A 16526-nucleotide genomic window follows, 5' to 3' on the forward strand; every position below is an offset into this window, starting at 1 on the left:
CATTCCCCATTCCCCATTCCCCATTCCCCATTCCCCATTCCCCATTCCCCATTCCCCATTCCCCATTCCCCATTCCCAATACCTAATGGCTGTGGCCGTAAGCGCCCGTTTCCGGCTGAAACGGTACAATTTCTTCTATAACTTCCAAACCCATTTTTTCGAGCATTCCCTGCAAAACAGAGTCGGGAGAAAGCCTTAAATAATTATCGGTAACTTCTAAAGCTACGTGACGGTTTCCTAAATGATAAGCCGCCCGCAGCAGTAGCAGCTTAGTCGAGGCTCGCGCTGTGATTACCGGTTCGGGTTTTGCACTTACCTGTACCAAACAGCTACCGTCTTCCGACTGCAATAAATCTCGATCGCGCAATACCGTACCTCTAGGCAAACGCAAGTTTAGCACTTCTCCGCTATCTGTCGCGAATTGGTGGCGGCTGCGAGTGCGATCGTCCGCTGTCATCGGTAAACTAAAGTTGACAACAGCATCGGGATTTCCAGGCAAATGTTTTGTGAAAGTTAGCATTTGTCTATTCTATTCCTCAAAGGAATTGACTTCACATCTAGTTTTTGAGGAAGATATTTTTTATTTCTAATTGCGATTGACAGCGAGTTGCCAAATTGTCATCTCTCTGAACCGCTCCCGTTCTTGTTTGCATACCATATTTAGGTTATTTTGTCAAGCACTTCTTTACAGACGATCACCATTTTCTCAAAAATGATTGCATGCCGTCCAGTAACTCAAACAATAGAACGGGAGAGGAAGAAAGACTCAAACGCATCGATTTTATTGATTGCCTGCTTGTTGCAGTCGCAGCAGCTCAGCTTGAATTTGCTGTTTGACTTTCGGATTCGCTTGCTGGAGCAAAGTGAGCTGGTTGAAGCGACTAACTGTCAAACCATTGGTTTCGATAACTTTTTTAGCTTGTTGGCAGTAATTCACCGCGATGCCGCGGACACCTCCCGACAGCCTATTAATTTCCTGAGTTTCGTTGCACACTACTCTGGGGACAGAGCCTCCAGCCATTCCTTTAATTTCGTTATAAGCTTCCACCCGTCTTGGTTCTATTGCCAACACAGCGCGAGCGTAGCTAGTAATTTCCTCGTTGCTAATTTCTTGAGCTTGGACTGCTGCTCCGAAAACGAGGCTTGGGGATTGTCCGTACAAACCGGGCGCCCATCCGCTAGCCAAAGCTGCAGCAGAAATGATGCCTGTGAATAGGGATTGTCGCAGTATCCGGTTTAGGCGAAATTTAGAGGTGTTGGTTAAGGTGTTCATGGTGGTCGGTGATTGCTTGCGTGTAGATAAAAATGACACAGCGCTGGGAGGCTCAATCTTTTTGAATAATGTGGTGGGTAAAAAGTTCCTGCCGTTGGTGACTATTTTGAATTCCAGCAGGATGGTTGGCGAGTTGCTATGACGATCGACTTTTTAGCAAATTCAATAATCATTCATTATAACATCTGTCGGAAGTTGACAAAATTCAAACTTTAGATATTAATTTTAATTACAGAGTGTTCCCGAATTGCCTCTCCCAATAATTCTCAAAGCGCAAATATTAAATAATTCTAAAAGTTATTGACAAATTACTCGCATTATTGAGTCTAATCAAGATAGGCGGGAGCGATGCTATCCCGAATGCGTTTGCCTTTGGTGAAGGATCGGGAATCGCCTGCAAGGCGTCAAATTTAGCCGTAATCGCACTCATCAATTCCCGCGAGGATTTATTTAATGTTAAGCGGTGGCGCATTTGTCGATCGAGAAAATCCCCCAGGTTTGGCTGCTGACGGAGCCAGAGCCGGAACAAAAATCAGGTTTTACTACCGGAAGATAGAGGCAGCAACGGGGAACTAGACATTAAAATCTTGTTATCAAAATGCGCCCTATCTGTTTTCGGCAGTCAACGCGCAGGCCTTCGATTCCAGTTCTCGCTTCCTCCTGTTTGGGGCTGCCAAAACTTGTCTGGGAGTTACCCAGAAACCTGGTTTTTCTACGAAATAAAATCGTTACAGCCACCAGCAAGAGCAGACAAACCCGGAAAGCTGGAATTTTTGGGCCTCAGTTTTCTTGTCATCTCGATCGCGAATAGCGATTTTTTGCAAGCATTATCCCAGCAACTTAACAATTATTAATTACCCATTGCCCATGAAAAGTCAAAAAGAAATTTGGCGAGTTATTCTCGCAGTAGCTATCAGTATTGTAGGCGTGCTGCACTTTGCAGTGCCCGCACCTTTTATCAGAATCATGCCGCCCCAGCTTCCTTACCCGGAAGCATTGGTTTATATCAGCGGTTTTTTCGAGATTTTGGGGGGGATTGGGCTGTTAGTTCCGCCCGTCAGCAGGGCGGCGGCGTGGGGGTTAATTGCCCTGTTTATTGCCGTGTTTCCAGCTAATATCAATCAAGCCGTCAACAGCATTCCGATAGAAGGGATTCCCCACAACCCATTAGTGTATTGGTTCAGGCTGCCTTTTCAAGCCGTTTTGATTGCTTGGGCCTGGGTTTATACCAAACCAGACGAAGGTAAACCACGGGCTTCTCTAATCCCAGATACGACAAAAAACGCCCCATGAAGCAATTCGACTACTCTTTGGATTTTAAGAACACCGACTTTCGACAGCACCCGGAACTTTATTGCGTAGGGAAAGGAGAACAAGGAGTGCTGTTGGTGGAACCTTACAAAGGAGAAATTCTGCCTTTCTGGAGATTTAAGACTCCTGAAATTGCCAGGGAGTCCAGCAGCAAAATTTACTCGTTATTTTTAGAGTATCTCGATCGCGAAGATTTTGTGGGAGCGGACATGGCGCGCAAGTTCTTGCAAATGGGGTATACTCGATCGCGCCGCTACGCCAACCACAAAAGCGGTAGAAAATACCAGCACAACCCTCAGAAAATGGAGTCTGTTGCAGAGCAAACCGCAGCTCGCAAAGATATTTTACCGCTAGAAGCAGATCCGGTGAAAGCAGAATCCGCCGCCATTTTTCAAGAAAAATGGATGCTGGCCAAAATCAACGAGAAATATCTCGAGCTTTTAGCCAGACATCGGCAGATGTACGAATCTTATTTAGTCAACGCTGAGGATTGACATACATTTACAAAAACTTAGAACTTACACTTTAGCCCCGTCGGCAGCATTGCAGTTGTGCTTGCCTATCTGGGCCGCATCTATTCGCTTAGCCCTAATATTTACTCGTCATCTTCTTCTGTTTGCCACTGTCGCCAAATTTCAAAGGCATTAAAGCCCCTGTATTGCAGGTAATTCAAGACTTTACCCTTGGTTTTCGGATCTGCTTTACCCCAAGTATCGATCTTGTATTTTCGCATGACTTTGGCTTTTAATTCAGCCAGTTTTTCTGCTTCGGAGTCCTGATTTTCGGGAATTTCTTCTTCCCAGACTTGCTCGAACAAATCGTTGGTAATTCCTTTTTGCAGGCACTTGCGCTTGATGGCAGACTTCCCGTATTTGCCTGCTGAAGAGGCGATCGAGTTTGCCACCAAGCGAGTGTCGGACTGATAGCCGCGGTCTTGAATTTGCGCGATCGCCTCCAATATTTCCTCATTGCCAAAACCTTTCTCTTGCCCCTTTTTGCGAAGTTCAGAGGCACTGTAGTCTTTGCGGGACAAGAGAAAATAGAAATAGTCAAGACAGCTCATCAGTTAAATCGAAGGGTGGCGCGCAAATACTCGTGTAGCGAATGCCAAATCCAGCCGCCTTGCTATCGGCTGACTGCATCGCGTGAAGCGAAGCTATCCCGCAGGGAATCGCCTCTATTCTTCTGTATCCTCCTCTTCATCATCCACTTCCACATCCGGTCTGTCCACATCGATCTGAATCAAGCGAATGTGCTTGTATCCTAGCTTAATTTCAAACTCGTCTCCCGGCTTTAATCCCATTTCTTGGGTATAATTTGCCCCGATCACGATCGAACCATTCTTGTGAACGCTAGCTCGATAACTCGCTTCTCGTCCGCGTCCGTCTGCTTTCGACTTCTCAAGCTCAATGCCCTTAGCAGCTAACACTGCATCGTAAAACTCAGCCAGATTAATCCGGGTTTCTCCACTTTTGCTGACCGTGAAGTAGCCGCAAAGCTTTGCAAGTTCTCTGCGCGGCAAATCACTGCCTTTGATTTTTTGAAGCAGACCTTTTCCTGTTAAGGGTGCTGTAGCTGTTTCTGCCATTGACCGTACCTCGCTTATTGGACTTTACTTATATCAATTACAACACATTAGATTAACTTTGTTTCACTGTCAATACTAATAATTCTGAATATTAAGATTCTGGATAAATTTCTGCGGCCTCAAGACCGGGGGTGCAAGTAAGGATGCTCGAAGGGCGATCAATTTGCCGCTTGCGGCCCAAATGCTTGCGTAAGCCTCTCTTGCGATCGCGCGGGGAATTATTGTGGCAAATTAAATGCTTTACTTTTTTACAGTAAAGTCTGTTCCCTGCATTCACCAATCCCCGATCAAGTCTGTGGTCAAGGTAAAAACAAGACAGCCATGAATCGAAATACCTAGAGTGCGGCCGCTGCAAATCTGCCAAAAGCATTTACTGGCCGGGGTTAACTTTTTACTCAACAAGGGGAGGCAGCACTTGTTCTCTATGCCCCTGCCAGCTACTTGCAAAACCAGTTTACAAAAATAATCCAACTGTAGGGCCGTGCTCCAAACCCTTATGGAATAAGTCATTCCCAATTCTTCAATCTCAAATCTCAAATCTCAAATCTCAAACGGTATAAACCCTATTTTTCGGGCGGGAAATCCCCTCAAAACCCTAAATACCAACGAGCAATCTTCTATTAAGGTGTTGGGCATATAACTTCCACAGAACGCAGTCTGGGGAAGGCAATCCGGTAAAAATTGAAGGAAATTTCACCTCTTCGTTGAACGGGTTTAAGCTAAAACCCGACTTAATGGGCGCGGCGGCAGAAACATCGGGCAGCCACTAAGAGGGGAATAGTTTTGATCGGGCGAGATTGCTTCGCGACTCTTAACACTTCGCCAGGAATCAGTAGATGTCTAGGCGTAACTCGGGAAAATCTTCCTCCTCCGGCTCCAAGCCAGAGAATTTGAGGTTATTTCCACAGGGGAATTGAAAAAGACCGAGTTAAATGCACAACCGCTTAAATGTTTGATGCACTACAAATTAGCAGCGGTTCCCGACATGGAGTTTCGATGGAAATGTATGGGTTTCCACTCGTGGCCTGTAAACTGCCATACTCTCAAAATTTATGCACCAACTGGAGGGGCACGTCAAACTCACAGCCGCTTCCATAATTAATTTTTGTGAGATATACCAACCGCACTGACGGTGAGGACGTTCTTAATTGTTGCAACTCTGGCTTTTATTGTCTTGTGCCGAATGACGAATGCTCCTGCTGCCGAATCAGCCCGCCCAAAAACGCATCCAAGCCACCGACTCCTGTCGTGGAGAGATCAAAATTTTAGAGTTTTGTTCCAGTTTCCAGATTTATCTGTGGAGTAAATCTCAAATCTCAAATCGTTCGACTCGGGGTTCAAGCCGAAGTCTAAAATCCAATACGGTTTACTTAAGAGGCGGGTTTTGCCTTGATACAGTCAATTATTTCATAAATTCGCTCGCCCAACCCGCCCCTACCGCAATATGGTTGACTTAAGAAATTCGTCAAAAAGCCTTAAGTAAACCGTATTGGTCTAAAATCTACAATCGACTGACGAATTCTATATGAAGCTGCTTATTTTCGGTAAAAACCGGCTTGATGAACGTAAGTCCGAGATTCGATCGAGCGGCATACTGTTGATCACTTTGCCAGCGGCACCCGATCGCGAATGGCCACCAAAAACCACACCCAGTTTGGAGCCAGGCCAAGAGGGTCTAAATTCAGCATCGCAGTGGGCGATCGCTTTTAGTGACGTTGTTGCAGGTAATTTTGCGACAGGGGAGTCCGTACCGCCGGCAGTAACTCTTCAGGTTTCGTACCTCGCTGGTGCGAGTACCGCCACCCAAAAAAGCCAGCACTCAAAGCAACGGGCAATAAGCAAAGCATCAGGGCCACAGATTTTTTCAAGCCCGGTTTTTTTAACGGTTTTTGAGTCGGTGCAGCCGCGCGAGTTGCTTGGAGCGCCGAACACTCAGAATTAGGAATAGAGGACTGCGAAGCCGTCGGTGAGTTCGGTGAATTAGTAGCATCGGCTCGATCGTTCTGGTGAACCCAATCCCTACGATCTTTTAATTGCTCGGGAAAGTATTCCCAGACTTCGCCGTCAGAACTGTCTGACTCATGCGATCGATTGGCTGGCATTGGCGGGTATTGGGCGATCGCCGAAACCGAAGACGGGGCCTTCCATTCTGTACCCACGAGCGCCGGTTGCGTTCCCGACGCGATTATGTGCACCATAGAACCGGATGTCGCGCTGTGGGCTGGGCCCCCGGTCAAATAGCCGTCAAAGTCCGGGTGCTGGTAGAGAATCGGTAAAGCCCAGTATAGCTGGTGAGAACCGTAGGCAGAAATTAACCCAGCTCTGGCCCGGCTCAGGCTGAGATCGACTGGATAGCCTTGATTGAGGTTGCGGTAAAACAACCGCGTCAGAGTTAGCGCTACATCGTCGGGGATGCTTTCTGCCATTGCTAGCACTGCCGGAATGCCCCGCTTCACTAGAGCTTCGGTTAAGTTTCGTTCCGGGCTGTCGTCCGCGAGGTCTGAGGGGTCGCCGTAGGCGCCGCGGCAGGAGTTGAACACGGCCATCTGAATGCCGTTGTTAACAAGCAATCCAGCTAAGTCGTCGCCACTGAGGGTTTCGGTTAAGCCGGTGCGGCTGCTGACTAGGTAGAGTTCGCCACCTCTGGAACCTAAGTTGCTGTGGCCTGCGTAGTGCAGGACTTGGTAGTGCCCTTGTTCTAGGGCTTGGGTAAGTTGTTCTCGATCGGGCTGTTCGAGAATAGTCAGTTGAATTTCCGGGGAATGGGGGCTGTTTTTGAGAGGATTAGCGGTGCGGTTTTGGAGTTCTTGTTGCAGGTGGAGCACTTCTCGCTTGAGCTGCAAGCTGTCTCGATCGCTCGGAGAGGCGATCGCCATTAAAATTTTTAGTGGCCCGCTGCTAGGCAGTATCCGGGTTTGTTTGAACAAACTTGTACCTGGTTGGTAGCGGGAAAACACGACATCGGTGCCGGTTGCCAAAGGGCGATCGCCGGCGTGCAGAACTTCCCACGGCAGCCGCGGCAAGCGCCGGCCTTTGAGTCCGAGTCGCAGTTGCAGCACTTCTCGGCGGTGCTGGGCGATGCCTTGAGCGCAAGTCCAGCTATCGCGCAAGTTTCCTTGAAACAACCCGCTGTATAATTGTTGCCCCAGGGCTACTAAATTCGGCGCTGAGTTGTTTCCCGAACGGGAGAGGCCGCGACCAGCAAAATTGTTTCCCTGTACTGCTTTTCCCTGGAGCAAGCCCACCAGCGGGTCGTTCATCAGTTGAGCAGACAGTGCAAGCCATTCGTCGATCGGCCAGCGGACTTGTTCTTCGGCTAAGGGTACACCGGGTGCAACCCTTTCTGTCCTCACTAGATATTCGTCGTCCCCAACAGGGGTGACTGAGAGTTGAAATTCCTGGCTCACCGGTTTAGCGCCCTCCCGCCTTAATTCTGAATTTGCCTGCGTTTTTGCGGCTAGCAATAGCGATCGGCAAAATAATTTTTACTCTTCCAATCAAAGTTTCTGAATGCGCTTCCCCCGATCGGGCGATCGCTAGGGTCATATATATTTGTTCAAACACTTTGAGGATATAAAAGTTGTACTTTAATAACAGTTTATTAGTTTTGATTGCCCTGTGGCTCGGTGAAAGCCGAATTTTCTCCAATCTTGCTATCTTTAACATTTTGCACCTCTACCGCAGACCCCTTTAGATTCGTCGTGAACTTGAGTTTCTCATTGCTGAGTAAAGTTAAATTGGAGGCACTTTACCAGGCGGATCTCTAGTTCTTATTAAAATTACTTCTGCTCTCGCCAACCGGTTTCAGGGCAATATCGCAGGGAAAGTTGAGTATTTTATTTTTTTTGGCGAGCGGTCGATCGGTCTTCACCGCTTATCCTCTACCACCAACCCCCCATCTGAAATCTTGATTTTGTGTCAATTAATTAATTGGTCAGCCCTGGGTTCTCATCCGTAAGCCCTCCGCCCTCATCCTTAAGACCTCAGTGGCGATCGGTAATCCATAGTTGACCATCGATAATTGCTAATAACTGATTGCTAATTTACCGCTTTTATGATATAGAAAACTTTTAATTTAACTCTCTTAATCTAGTTAAAGTTAAGCAGCAAAAATAAACCTAAGTAGCCAAGAACTCTCAACAATACAACGGCAATCAAATTATTCCGGTACTCTCAAGCAACCATCATTTTTGGCATCTAGAGGATTACGCCTCATCAGGCCGGTTTCTCCGAGAATTATTGGATTTGGTAGCGAAGCTTCTACAAAACAATAGAGTTTCGCAGCCTCGCCGTGGGTTATTCCCGCTCAAAATGCCGATCGAGCTTGCAACTATCACCAAAAACGAATTCTGCGTTTATACTATTTTATTGTAAATATTGCAATCCGTCTTAAGATAGATATATTTTGGCCGAACTCTGAGTATTGAGCCGAAAAAAAAACTTTTTCTCAGTTGGCGAGGTTTCCTCGAATCGAGAAAAAATTGTGCAACTAAAAATTAGAACAAATATTTGCCCGAGTGAATTATCTAAATTTCTAATTACTCATCGGGAACTAAAATTAGAAGCGTGCAGTCGTTTAGTCAAGAGATTCAAATCCTAAGTCAGGGAAGGATTTGTCAAAGCTGGGAGTGTTACAGAACTTCAATACACCCAGCCGAGATCGGAAAAAAAGCAAGGGTAAAATTTGGGGGATACAGGTTTTGGGTAGTTATTTAGGAGTTGTCAGTTGCGAGTTTAAATTCAGCTAATTCACTGTAGAAATTACGTAGAAAATCTACAATCAGAGGCCCTTCGGCGCAGCTTACTGTAGAAATTACCGAGAACATCCTAAATGCTCGGCGCTTCGGCGCAGCACTTACAGTGTAGGTTGCGGATCAATTAATTTTGGTACGCAATTGCAGAATATAAAGCTCGCAACAGAGCGAAAAAAAAACCTTGCAGTTTAAGTGGCATCTATAATAGCAAAGATAAGGAGACCAGCTCCTCTAGCAGGCGAAAACATGAAGTTAAAAAAAATTCTTCTGCAGCCTCCTGTTTGCTGATAAATTGATTCTAAGAAGCTTACCATTTTTTGGGAAATATCAACGATGGAACCAGAAACAATGTTGTTAGAAGAAGGACAGGGAACACTTTTTCGAGTTCAAGATGAAACACAAAATCCTGTCGGGGGTTTAGGCAACAACAGGCCTGCACTTTCCGATGAGGAGTTAGCCAAGTTAATTGAGCAAGCACTCGCCGAAAACCCCGACGGCGTTAAGGACCAATTTCCCGAGCAGTCTAACGGTGCATCCGAAACAGGTGCTGCTGATAACAGCCAAATTGCGGAATTTAACGGCGTAGTAGAAGAAGGTGCAGGCGACAACAAAGATGACGATAACTTAGACGATGATGGCAACGGCATCGATCGCCGCCGAACTCTCTTCGGTACTGATGACGATGACGTAATTGTCGCCACGGGCGCTAACGAGGAGATATACGGCAAAAAAGGCAAGGACAAAATCAAAGGAAACCGTGGCAAAAAAAATAAAATCTACGGTGGTAAAGGTGACGACGATTGCGAAGGCGGCGATGACGACGATGAAATAAGAGGCGATCGCGATAAAGACAACGTTAAGGGCGGCAAAGGCAACGACAAGCTTAACGGCGGTAAAGACAACGATACCGTGATGGGCGGTACCGGCAACGACACCTGCGAAGGCGATGACGGCGATGACTGGGCCCACGGCAACGAAGGAGATGATGACGTTGACGGCGGCGCCGGCAACGATAGCATCTACGGTGGCAAAGACAACGACGATTGCGAGGGCGGCGAAGGCAACGATGCCGTCAGAGGCGACACAGGCAACGACAACGTTAGCGGTGGCGACGGCAACGATACCGTAAATGGCGGCAAAGATAACGATACCGTGAGCGGCGGTGCCGACAGCGACAACTGTGCAGGCGACGACGGCAACGATACCGTAAATGGCGGCATCGGTAACGATACCGTGATGGGCGGCGACGGCAGCGACAACTGTGCAGGTGACGACGGCGACGACAGCGTTAGCGGCGGTGCCGGTAATGATACCGTGATGGGCGGCGACGGCAGCGACAACTGTGCAGGCGACGAGGGCGACGACAGCGTGATGGGCGGTGCCGGTAACGATACCGTGATGGGCGGCGACGGCAGCGACAACTGTGCAGGCGACGAGGGCGACGACAGCGTGATGGGCGGTGCCGGCGACGACAGCGTGATGGGCGGTGCCGGCAACGATACCCTCGTTACTGGCGACGGCAATGACATGGCCAACGGCGGCGACGGCAACGACAGCGTTAGCGGCGGCGGCGACGGCAACGATACGCTGATGGGCGGCGACGGCAACGATACGCTGATGGGCGGTACTGGCAACCATACCTGTGTAGGCGGTGCTGGAGATGACGTTTATGGCATGAGTAACAGTAGCTCTGGGGCAAGTGCAGTCATCACTGACTACGAAGACGGCAAAGACAAGTTTCTGTTGTTTGCCGAATTGAACTTTAGCAGCTTGACGTTTATACAAGTCGGTGGCAATACCGAAATTCGGGTCAATAACTTCGCGCTGGCGCTCTTGTTGAATGTCAACGCAACGCTGATCGATGCTGGGGACTTTTTGGGAGTTGATCCTCAAACTCCAACTCTAAGTCCAACTCAAACTCAAACTCAAACTCCAACTCCGAACCCGATTTTCAACCCTCCGAAAGTGGAAGCTAATAAGAGCTTGACTGCTGGTTCCAGCGGCGGCGAGCAAACTATTACTTCTGATTTGTTGCGGTTTGTCGATGACGAGCAAGGTCCTAGCGGCACAGTCTTCAAGCTAACCGAGCTGCCCGATGCTACTACAACCGGCCAACTATTCTTTAAGGGAGTCGCTGTAACACAAGTCGGTTTTACCTTCTCTCAAGCAGACATTAACGCAGGCTCGTTAAGTTTCAAAGCGACAGTAGGTTTTATCGGTGCGCTTAGTTTTGGTTTTGAAGTTAGCAACGGCAAAAGAGCTCTCACGGGCCAGCGTTTTAGCTTGAACATCGAGCAAGATTCCTTTAAGTTTGGTGGCACTACAGCACCTCAAGTTATTGTCGGTTCTGCGACGCTGGATAACGACATCGAAGGCAGCGATGGTGACGATGACATTACAGCCGGCACAGGCAAAGACAAAATCATCGGCGGCAAAGGCAAGGACAAAATTAAAGGCGGCGATGGCGATAACGATATCGACGGCGGCGATGACGACGATGATATCGAAGTTAGCCTAGGCAAAAACAAAATCATCGGCGGTTTGGGCAAGGACAAAATTAAAGCCGGCGATGGCGATAACGATATCGACGGCGGCGATGACGATGATGATATCGAAGTTAGCCTAGGCAAAAACAAAATCATCGGCGGTTTGGGCAAGGACAAAATTAAAGCCGGCGATGGCGATAACGATATCGACGGCGGCGATGACGATGACGATATCGAAGTCGGTAAAGGCAAAAACAAAATCAAAGCAGGCAAAGGCAAGGACAAAGTTAAAGCCGGCGATGACGATGACGATATCGACGGCGGCGATGACGATGACGATATCGACGGTGGTAAAGGCAAAAACACACTAAAAGGAGGCTTTGGCAACGACAAAATTCAAGGCGGCGATGATGATGACGAGATCGACGGCGGCCTAGGAACCAATACTCTAATTGGGGGTGCTGGAAAGGATCGCTTTATTTACCGGACTTCCCGCCAAGACATTCAAACAGTTGTAGAAGCTGACTTCATTACTGATTTTAGTGTCACTGACGATGTTTTAGAGCTTTCTACGGCAGCTTTTGCTAATCTCAGCGTTTCTAGTTTGACCCGACTGGAGATTACTGCTACTTCTGCTGTTGGTTCTATCGGCAGCTCTAATTTGCTCGACTTCAGTGCTGATATCACTGTTAACAGCATCGCGACTTTGCAAGCACGGTTTGTAGCTTTGGGCGGCAACTCAGACGCGCCTACTTTCTGTCAGTTTACAGATGCCACTACCGGCCGTGCTGTACTGGTATTTGCTGTTGGGGCGCGCTTTGAAGTTCTGACCAGTTTCTCAGTAGACATTCGCCTGCAAATCAGTAACTTTGTCTTCACCGGCACGCCACTAAATATTCCTGTCGGTACTGCTGGCCCTGACAATTTCGATTTCGGCACTTATCCGGCTGCAGTTAATTTCGATGGTTTAGCAGGCGATGACAACATTGTCGGCAGCAACTTTAACGATAGCCTCAAGGGCGGCGACGGCAACGATACCATCACCGGCGGCCTTGGTTTGGATGTCATAAGCGGTGGCAGTGGTGCGGATCTGTTTGTTTACAGGACAACTAAAGAAGGCGGCGATAAAATTTCCGACTTTACTGTTGGGGTAGACAAATTCGAGTTTAGCGCGAGCGCTTTCGGCAATTTGACTACGACTAACTTTGACGGTGTTAGCGGGGTTTCTCCTGACATTACTGGCAAAGAGTTGGTGATTTTCACGGGTGGTAGTTATGCCTCTTTGGAAGCTGCACAAGCTACAGCCGTGGGCAATTCTACAACTGCTGGTTTCTTCGCATTTACGAATGCCTCGAACGAGACTGAGTTGTATTTTGACGCGAACGGTACCGCAGCCGGTGGTTCTACCTTCATTGCGAATCTGGGTACTGCTGCTAGCAATCTGGGAACGGCGGACTTTGTATTTACAGGTACGATCGCCTCTTCTCCTACTGGTACTACTACCAACTCAGGTAGCGTTGCCGATTTAACTGCTGCTGGGAACACTTTCCCAAGCGACTTTAACAATTTCGGTTCTGGTGTTGGCGGTTACAATTTCACCTCTCCTGTCTTGTTTACCGGAGATGCGAAAGCTAACAGCGTCACTGGTACTGAGTTTGCTGACATCTTCAGCGGCGGTTCTGGTGTAGATGTGATCACTGGCGGTGCTGGTGCGGATCTGTTTGTTTACAAAGCAGCAGGCGAAGACGGTGATGCGATTACTGACTTTACCTCTGGAAGTGACAAATTCCAGTTTACCGCGAGCGCTTTCGGTAATTTGACGACGACTAACTTTGACGGTGTTACGGGTTCAACTCCTGACATTACTGGCAAAGAATTAGTGATTTTCACAGGCGGCAGTTATGCCTCTCTGGAAGCTGCACAAGTTACAGCCGTAGGCAATTCTACAACTGCTGGTTTCTTCGCATTTACGAATGCCTCGAACGAGACTGAGTTGTATTTTGACGCGAACGGTACCGCAGCCGGTGGTTCTACCTTCATTGCGAATCTGGGTACTGCTGCTAGCAATCTGGGAACGGCGGACTTTGTATTTACAGGTACGATCGCCTCTTCTCCTACTGGTACTACTACCAACTCAGGTAGCGTTGCCGATTTAACTGCTGCTGGGAACACTTTCCCAAGCGACTTTAACAATTTCGGTTCTGGTGTTGGCGGTTACAATTTCACCTCTCCTGTCTTGTTTACCGGAGATGCGAAAGCTAACAGCGTCACTGGTACTGAGTTTGCTGACATCTTCAGCGGCGGTTCTGGTGTAGATGTGATCACTGGCGGTGCTGGTGCGGATCTGTTTGTTTACAAAGCAGCAGGCGAAGACGGTGATGCGATTATTGACTTTAAGTCTGGAAGTGACAAATTCCAGTTTACCGCGAGCGCTTTCGGTAATTTGACGACGACTAACTTTGACGGTGTTACGGGTTCAACTCCTGACATTACTGGCAAAGAATTAGTGATTTTCACAGGCGGCAGTTATGCCACTTTGGAAGCTGCACAAGCTAAAGCCCTGGGCAATTCTACAACTGCTGGTTTCTTCGCCTTTACGAATGCGTCGAACCAGACTGAGTTGTATTTTGACGCGAACGGTACCGCAGCCGGTGGTTCTACCTTCATTGCGAATCTGGGTACTGCTGCTAGCAATCTGGGAACGGCGGACTTTGTATTTACAGGTACGATCGCACCTTCTGTGGCTGGTACTACTACCAACTCAGGTAGCGTTGTGGATTTAATCACTAATCCCGGTACTTACACGAGCGGAGTTAACAATTTCGGTTCTGGTGTTGGCGGTTACAACTTCACCACTCCTGTCTTGTTTACCGGAGATGCGACTGCTAACAGCGTCACGGGTACTGAGTTTGCTGACATCCTCAGCGGCGGTTCTGGTGCCGACATTTTCGACGGCGGTTTGGGTAACGACAGCATTTCCGGCGACGATGGTAATGACAGCCTCTTCGGCGGTGGCGGTAGCGATACTCTCAACGGTGGCATCGGGAATGACACTTTAATCGGTGGTGTGGGAACCAATGTTCTCAGCGGTGGTGCTGGTTTGGATGTGTTTGTGTTCAGCGGAACTACTGCTGACGGCGGCGATATCATTACCGATTACAGCATTGTTGATGATGTAATTAACCTCGACAGCACTGGTTTTGCAGCCTTTACAACCGGATCTGGGCCTTTGGGTTCGAGTTTCTACGCTTACAGCAGCACAGTGTCTGATGTAACTGTGTTTGAAGCAACTTTAACTGGGCCGTCCATCATGGCTATCTACGACGGTTTGTCTACTAAACTGTATTACGATAGCAACGGTTCTACGGTTGGTGGCAACAGTTTGTTTGCTACTGTCAATGTCGATTTGGGAGTTTCCGGTAATTCTGAATTGTTCTTGTTCTAAACGGCAAGAATCCTAATCGGGATATCGGTACGGTTAGGGACACAGCATGGCTGTGTCCCTACAAGATACGGGTAAGGACACAGCCATGCTGTGTCCTTTTTTTTGGTAGTTGTTAAACAATTTAGCCGCTCTTTTTTGGGTAGGGAAATGGCAATGCCGTGTCCTCTTTTGCGTTGTTGTCGATGGTTGGAGTCGATCGCACTTGCGAGGGCAATTTCAGCATCCAATCCGGTTGATTTTACCCGTTATATCGATTCCGGTTGTATCGGAATGATTAAACCGCAGAGGACACAGAGGATACAGAGACAGGGAAGAGAGAGTTGAATAATTCCGATGCCAACGGATTTGATATTACCCAAAATCAGCACACGGCGCCGTGCCGTTTCTCTACAATTAATCGGGCGGTGGTTAAATTTGTATTCATTAATCCCTCTCCTGTGCAAGTACAAACGCCCCTTTACTTTTTGATTTTAGTCAACAGCTTTTTTTACCATTAAGCGCAACCGCTAATGATAATTATTAATCAGCTTATGATAAGAATTTATAGTTTAATGGTAGGAGTGAAGCGGGCATTGCCCACCCTACAAATAGAGTTATCTATCGCCCCAATATACAATCTATGAGTGCCGACTTCTGTACCCAAAATTCCTTGTCAGTCTGTTTCGCGGATGTGGAGGCGGCGGCCAATCGCTTGCAGGGCATAGCTTTCAAGACGCCGGTGCTGACTTCGGAAACTTTCAACAAACAGACGAATTCTCAGGTATTTTTCAAGTGCGAGAACTTTCAGCGCACGGGTTCGTTTAAATTTCGGGGTGCTTGCAATGCTTTGATGCAGCTATCTGAAGCCGAAAAACAAAACGGAGTGCTGACTTTTTCTTCGGGAAATCACGCGCAGGCGATCGCCCTTGCGGCCCAGTTATTACATATTCCTGCTACTGTTGTCATGCCGACAGATGCGCCAAAAGTCAAGCAAGAGGCGACTCGTGGCTATGGTGCAGAGATTATTTTGTACGATCGAACTCAAGTTTCCCGCGAAGAGTTAGCCGCCCAAATTGGGCAAGAACGGCACTTGACAATTATTCCTCCTTATGATGACGCGCGGGTGATTGCGGGACAAGGTACGGCGGCGCTGGAATTAATCGCAGAAGTTGGGGAGTTGGATTTGCTGCTGGTTTGCTGTGGCGGCGGGGGTTTGCTTTCGGGATGCGCGATCGCGACAAAAACTTTGTCTCCGCAGTGTAAAGTAATAGGAGTAGAACCCCAGCAAGCAGACGATGCGGCGCGATCGTTCCGCACGAAAACGCTGCAAACTGTTACTAACCCGGATACGATTGCTGATGGTGCGCGCACACCATCTTTGGGGAAATTAACCTTTCCTTTGGTGCTGCATTATGTTGATGATATGGCAACTGTTTCTGAAGAGGCAATTCGCAGCACAATGTTTTTTATGTGGGAACGCATGAAGATAGTTGTTGAACCGACGGGAGTGTTAGCGGTGGCGGCTTTGTTGTCAGGTGTTGTGCAGGCTGAGAATGCGAGGATTGGGGTAATTGTCAGCGGGGGAAATGTCGATTTTAGTCATTAGTATTGGAGATCGGAATGATTTAACCGCAGAGAACGCAGAGAACACAGAGGGAGACAAGAGAGAGATGAATAATTCGGATGAAGA

At 48.0% G+C, this 16526-nt stretch carries 11 protein-coding genes; 5 read left to right on the top strand and 6 right to left on the bottom strand.

The features are described 5' to 3' along the window. Window positions 1-82: 82 nt before the first annotated feature. Window positions 83-520 (bottom strand): urease accessory protein UreE, encoded by a 438-nt coding sequence (ureE, locus tag QUA44_RS22950; protein WP_333250730.1) that lies wholly within the window; start codon window positions 518-520, stop codon window positions 83-85. Window positions 521-781: 261 nt separating this feature from the next. Beyond that, window positions 782-1273, bottom strand: a complete 492-nt coding sequence (locus tag QUA44_RS22955) for a DUF4168 domain-containing protein (protein WP_333250728.1) — start codon at window positions 1271-1273, stop codon at window positions 782-784. Window positions 1274-1726: 453 nt separating this feature from the next. Here QUA44_RS22955 and QUA44_RS22960 point away from each other — a divergent pair, with 453 nt between their 5' ends. The 3 genes from QUA44_RS22960 to QUA44_RS22970 all read left to right on the top strand — a co-directional run bounded on the left by QUA44_RS22960 (window position 1727) and on the right by QUA44_RS22970 (window position 3078). After that, on the top strand, window positions 1727-1849 hold the full coding sequence (locus QUA44_RS22960) for a hypothetical protein (RefSeq protein ID WP_333250726.1): 123 nt from the start codon (window positions 1727-1729) through the stop codon (window positions 1847-1849). Between the two features lie 291 nt (window positions 1850-2140). After that, window positions 2141-2566, top strand: a complete 426-nt coding sequence (locus tag QUA44_RS22965; protein WP_333250723.1) for a DoxX family protein — start codon at window positions 2141-2143, stop codon at window positions 2564-2566. Next, window positions 2563-3078: a DUF4385 domain-containing protein gene (locus QUA44_RS22970; RefSeq protein ID WP_333250721.1), complete on the top strand. Its 516-nt coding sequence runs from the start codon at window positions 2563-2565 to the stop codon at window positions 3076-3078. The genes QUA44_RS22965 and QUA44_RS22970 overlap by 4 nt, the downstream gene beginning before the upstream one ends. 101 nt (window positions 3079-3179) lie before the next feature. Here QUA44_RS22970 and QUA44_RS22975 read toward each other — a convergent pair whose 3' ends face one another. The 4 genes from QUA44_RS22975 to QUA44_RS22990 all read right to left on the bottom strand — a co-directional run bounded on the left by QUA44_RS22975 (window position 3180) and on the right by QUA44_RS22990 (window position 7838). Further along, window positions 3180-3647, bottom strand: a complete 468-nt coding sequence (locus QUA44_RS22975; RefSeq protein WP_333250720.1) for a regulatory protein RecX — start codon at window positions 3645-3647, stop codon at window positions 3180-3182. A gap of 114 nt (window positions 3648-3761) precedes the next feature. Beyond that, window positions 3762-4172, bottom strand: coding sequence for an AbrB family transcriptional regulator (locus tag QUA44_RS22980; protein ID WP_293126913.1), 411 nt, complete (start codon window positions 4170-4172; stop codon window positions 3762-3764). A 1706-nt stretch (window positions 4173-5878) separates the two neighbouring features. Then, complete coding sequence (locus QUA44_RS22985; RefSeq protein WP_333250718.1) at window positions 5879-7579, bottom strand: CHAT domain-containing protein; 1701 nt, start codon at window positions 7577-7579, stop codon at window positions 5879-5881. Between the two features lie 4 nt (window positions 7580-7583). Beyond that, window positions 7584-7838, bottom strand: coding sequence for a hypothetical protein (locus tag QUA44_RS22990; protein WP_333250716.1), 255 nt, complete (start codon window positions 7836-7838; stop codon window positions 7584-7586). Window positions 7839-9259: 1421 nt separating this feature from the next. On the opposite strand from QUA44_RS22990, the gene QUA44_RS22995 reads away from it, so the two are divergent. Together QUA44_RS22995 and QUA44_RS23000 are read left to right on the top strand one after the other, a co-directional pair. Further along, complete coding sequence (locus QUA44_RS22995; RefSeq protein WP_333309943.1) at window positions 9260-14857, top strand: cadherin-like domain-containing protein; 5598 nt, start codon at window positions 9260-9262, stop codon at window positions 14855-14857. 619 nt (window positions 14858-15476) lie between these two features. Beyond that, on the top strand, window positions 15477-16442 hold the full coding sequence (locus tag QUA44_RS23000) for a threo-3-hydroxy-L-aspartate ammonia-lyase (RefSeq protein ID WP_333250711.1): 966 nt from the start codon (window positions 15477-15479) through the stop codon (window positions 16440-16442). The last annotated feature ends 84 nt before the right edge of the window (window positions 16443-16526 follow it).

The sequence above is a fragment of the Microcoleus sp. N9_A2 genome (assembly GCF_036701775.1).
Lineage (GTDB): Bacteria > Cyanobacteriota > Cyanobacteriia > Cyanobacteriales > Microcoleaceae > Microcoleus.

Bases quoted from the DNA above. Each gene is read 5' to 3' on its own strand.
- QUA44_RS22955 (WP_333250728.1), bottom strand. From the start codon at position 1,273: ATGAACACCTTAACCAACACCTCTAAATTTCGCCTAAACCGGATACTG.
- ureE (WP_333250730.1), bottom strand. From the start codon at position 520: ATGCTAACTTTCACAAAACATTTGCCTGGAAATCCCGATGCTGTTGTC.
- QUA44_RS22960 (WP_333250726.1), top strand. From the start codon at position 1,727: ATGTTAAGCGGTGGCGCATTTGTCGATCGAGAAAATCCCCCAGGTTTG.
- QUA44_RS23000 (WP_333250711.1), top strand. From the start codon at position 15,477: ATGAGTGCCGACTTCTGTACCCAAAATTCCTTGTCAGTCTGTTTCGCG.
- QUA44_RS22990 (WP_333250716.1), bottom strand. From the start codon at position 7,838: ATGTTAAAGATAGCAAGATTGGAGAAAATTCGGCTTTCACCGAGCCAC.
- QUA44_RS22970 (WP_333250721.1), top strand. From the start codon at position 2,563: ATGAAGCAATTCGACTACTCTTTGGATTTTAAGAACACCGACTTTCGA.
- QUA44_RS22975 (WP_333250720.1), bottom strand. From the start codon at position 3,647: ATGAGCTGTCTTGACTATTTCTATTTTCTCTTGTCCCGCAAAGACTAC.
- QUA44_RS22995 (WP_333309943.1), top strand. From the start codon at position 9,260: ATGGAACCAGAAACAATGTTGTTAGAAGAAGGACAGGGAACACTTTTT.
- QUA44_RS22965 (WP_333250723.1), top strand. From the start codon at position 2,141: ATGAAAAGTCAAAAAGAAATTTGGCGAGTTATTCTCGCAGTAGCTATC.
- QUA44_RS22980 (WP_293126913.1), bottom strand. From the start codon at position 4,172: ATGGCAGAAACAGCTACAGCACCCTTAACAGGAAAAGGTCTGCTTCAA.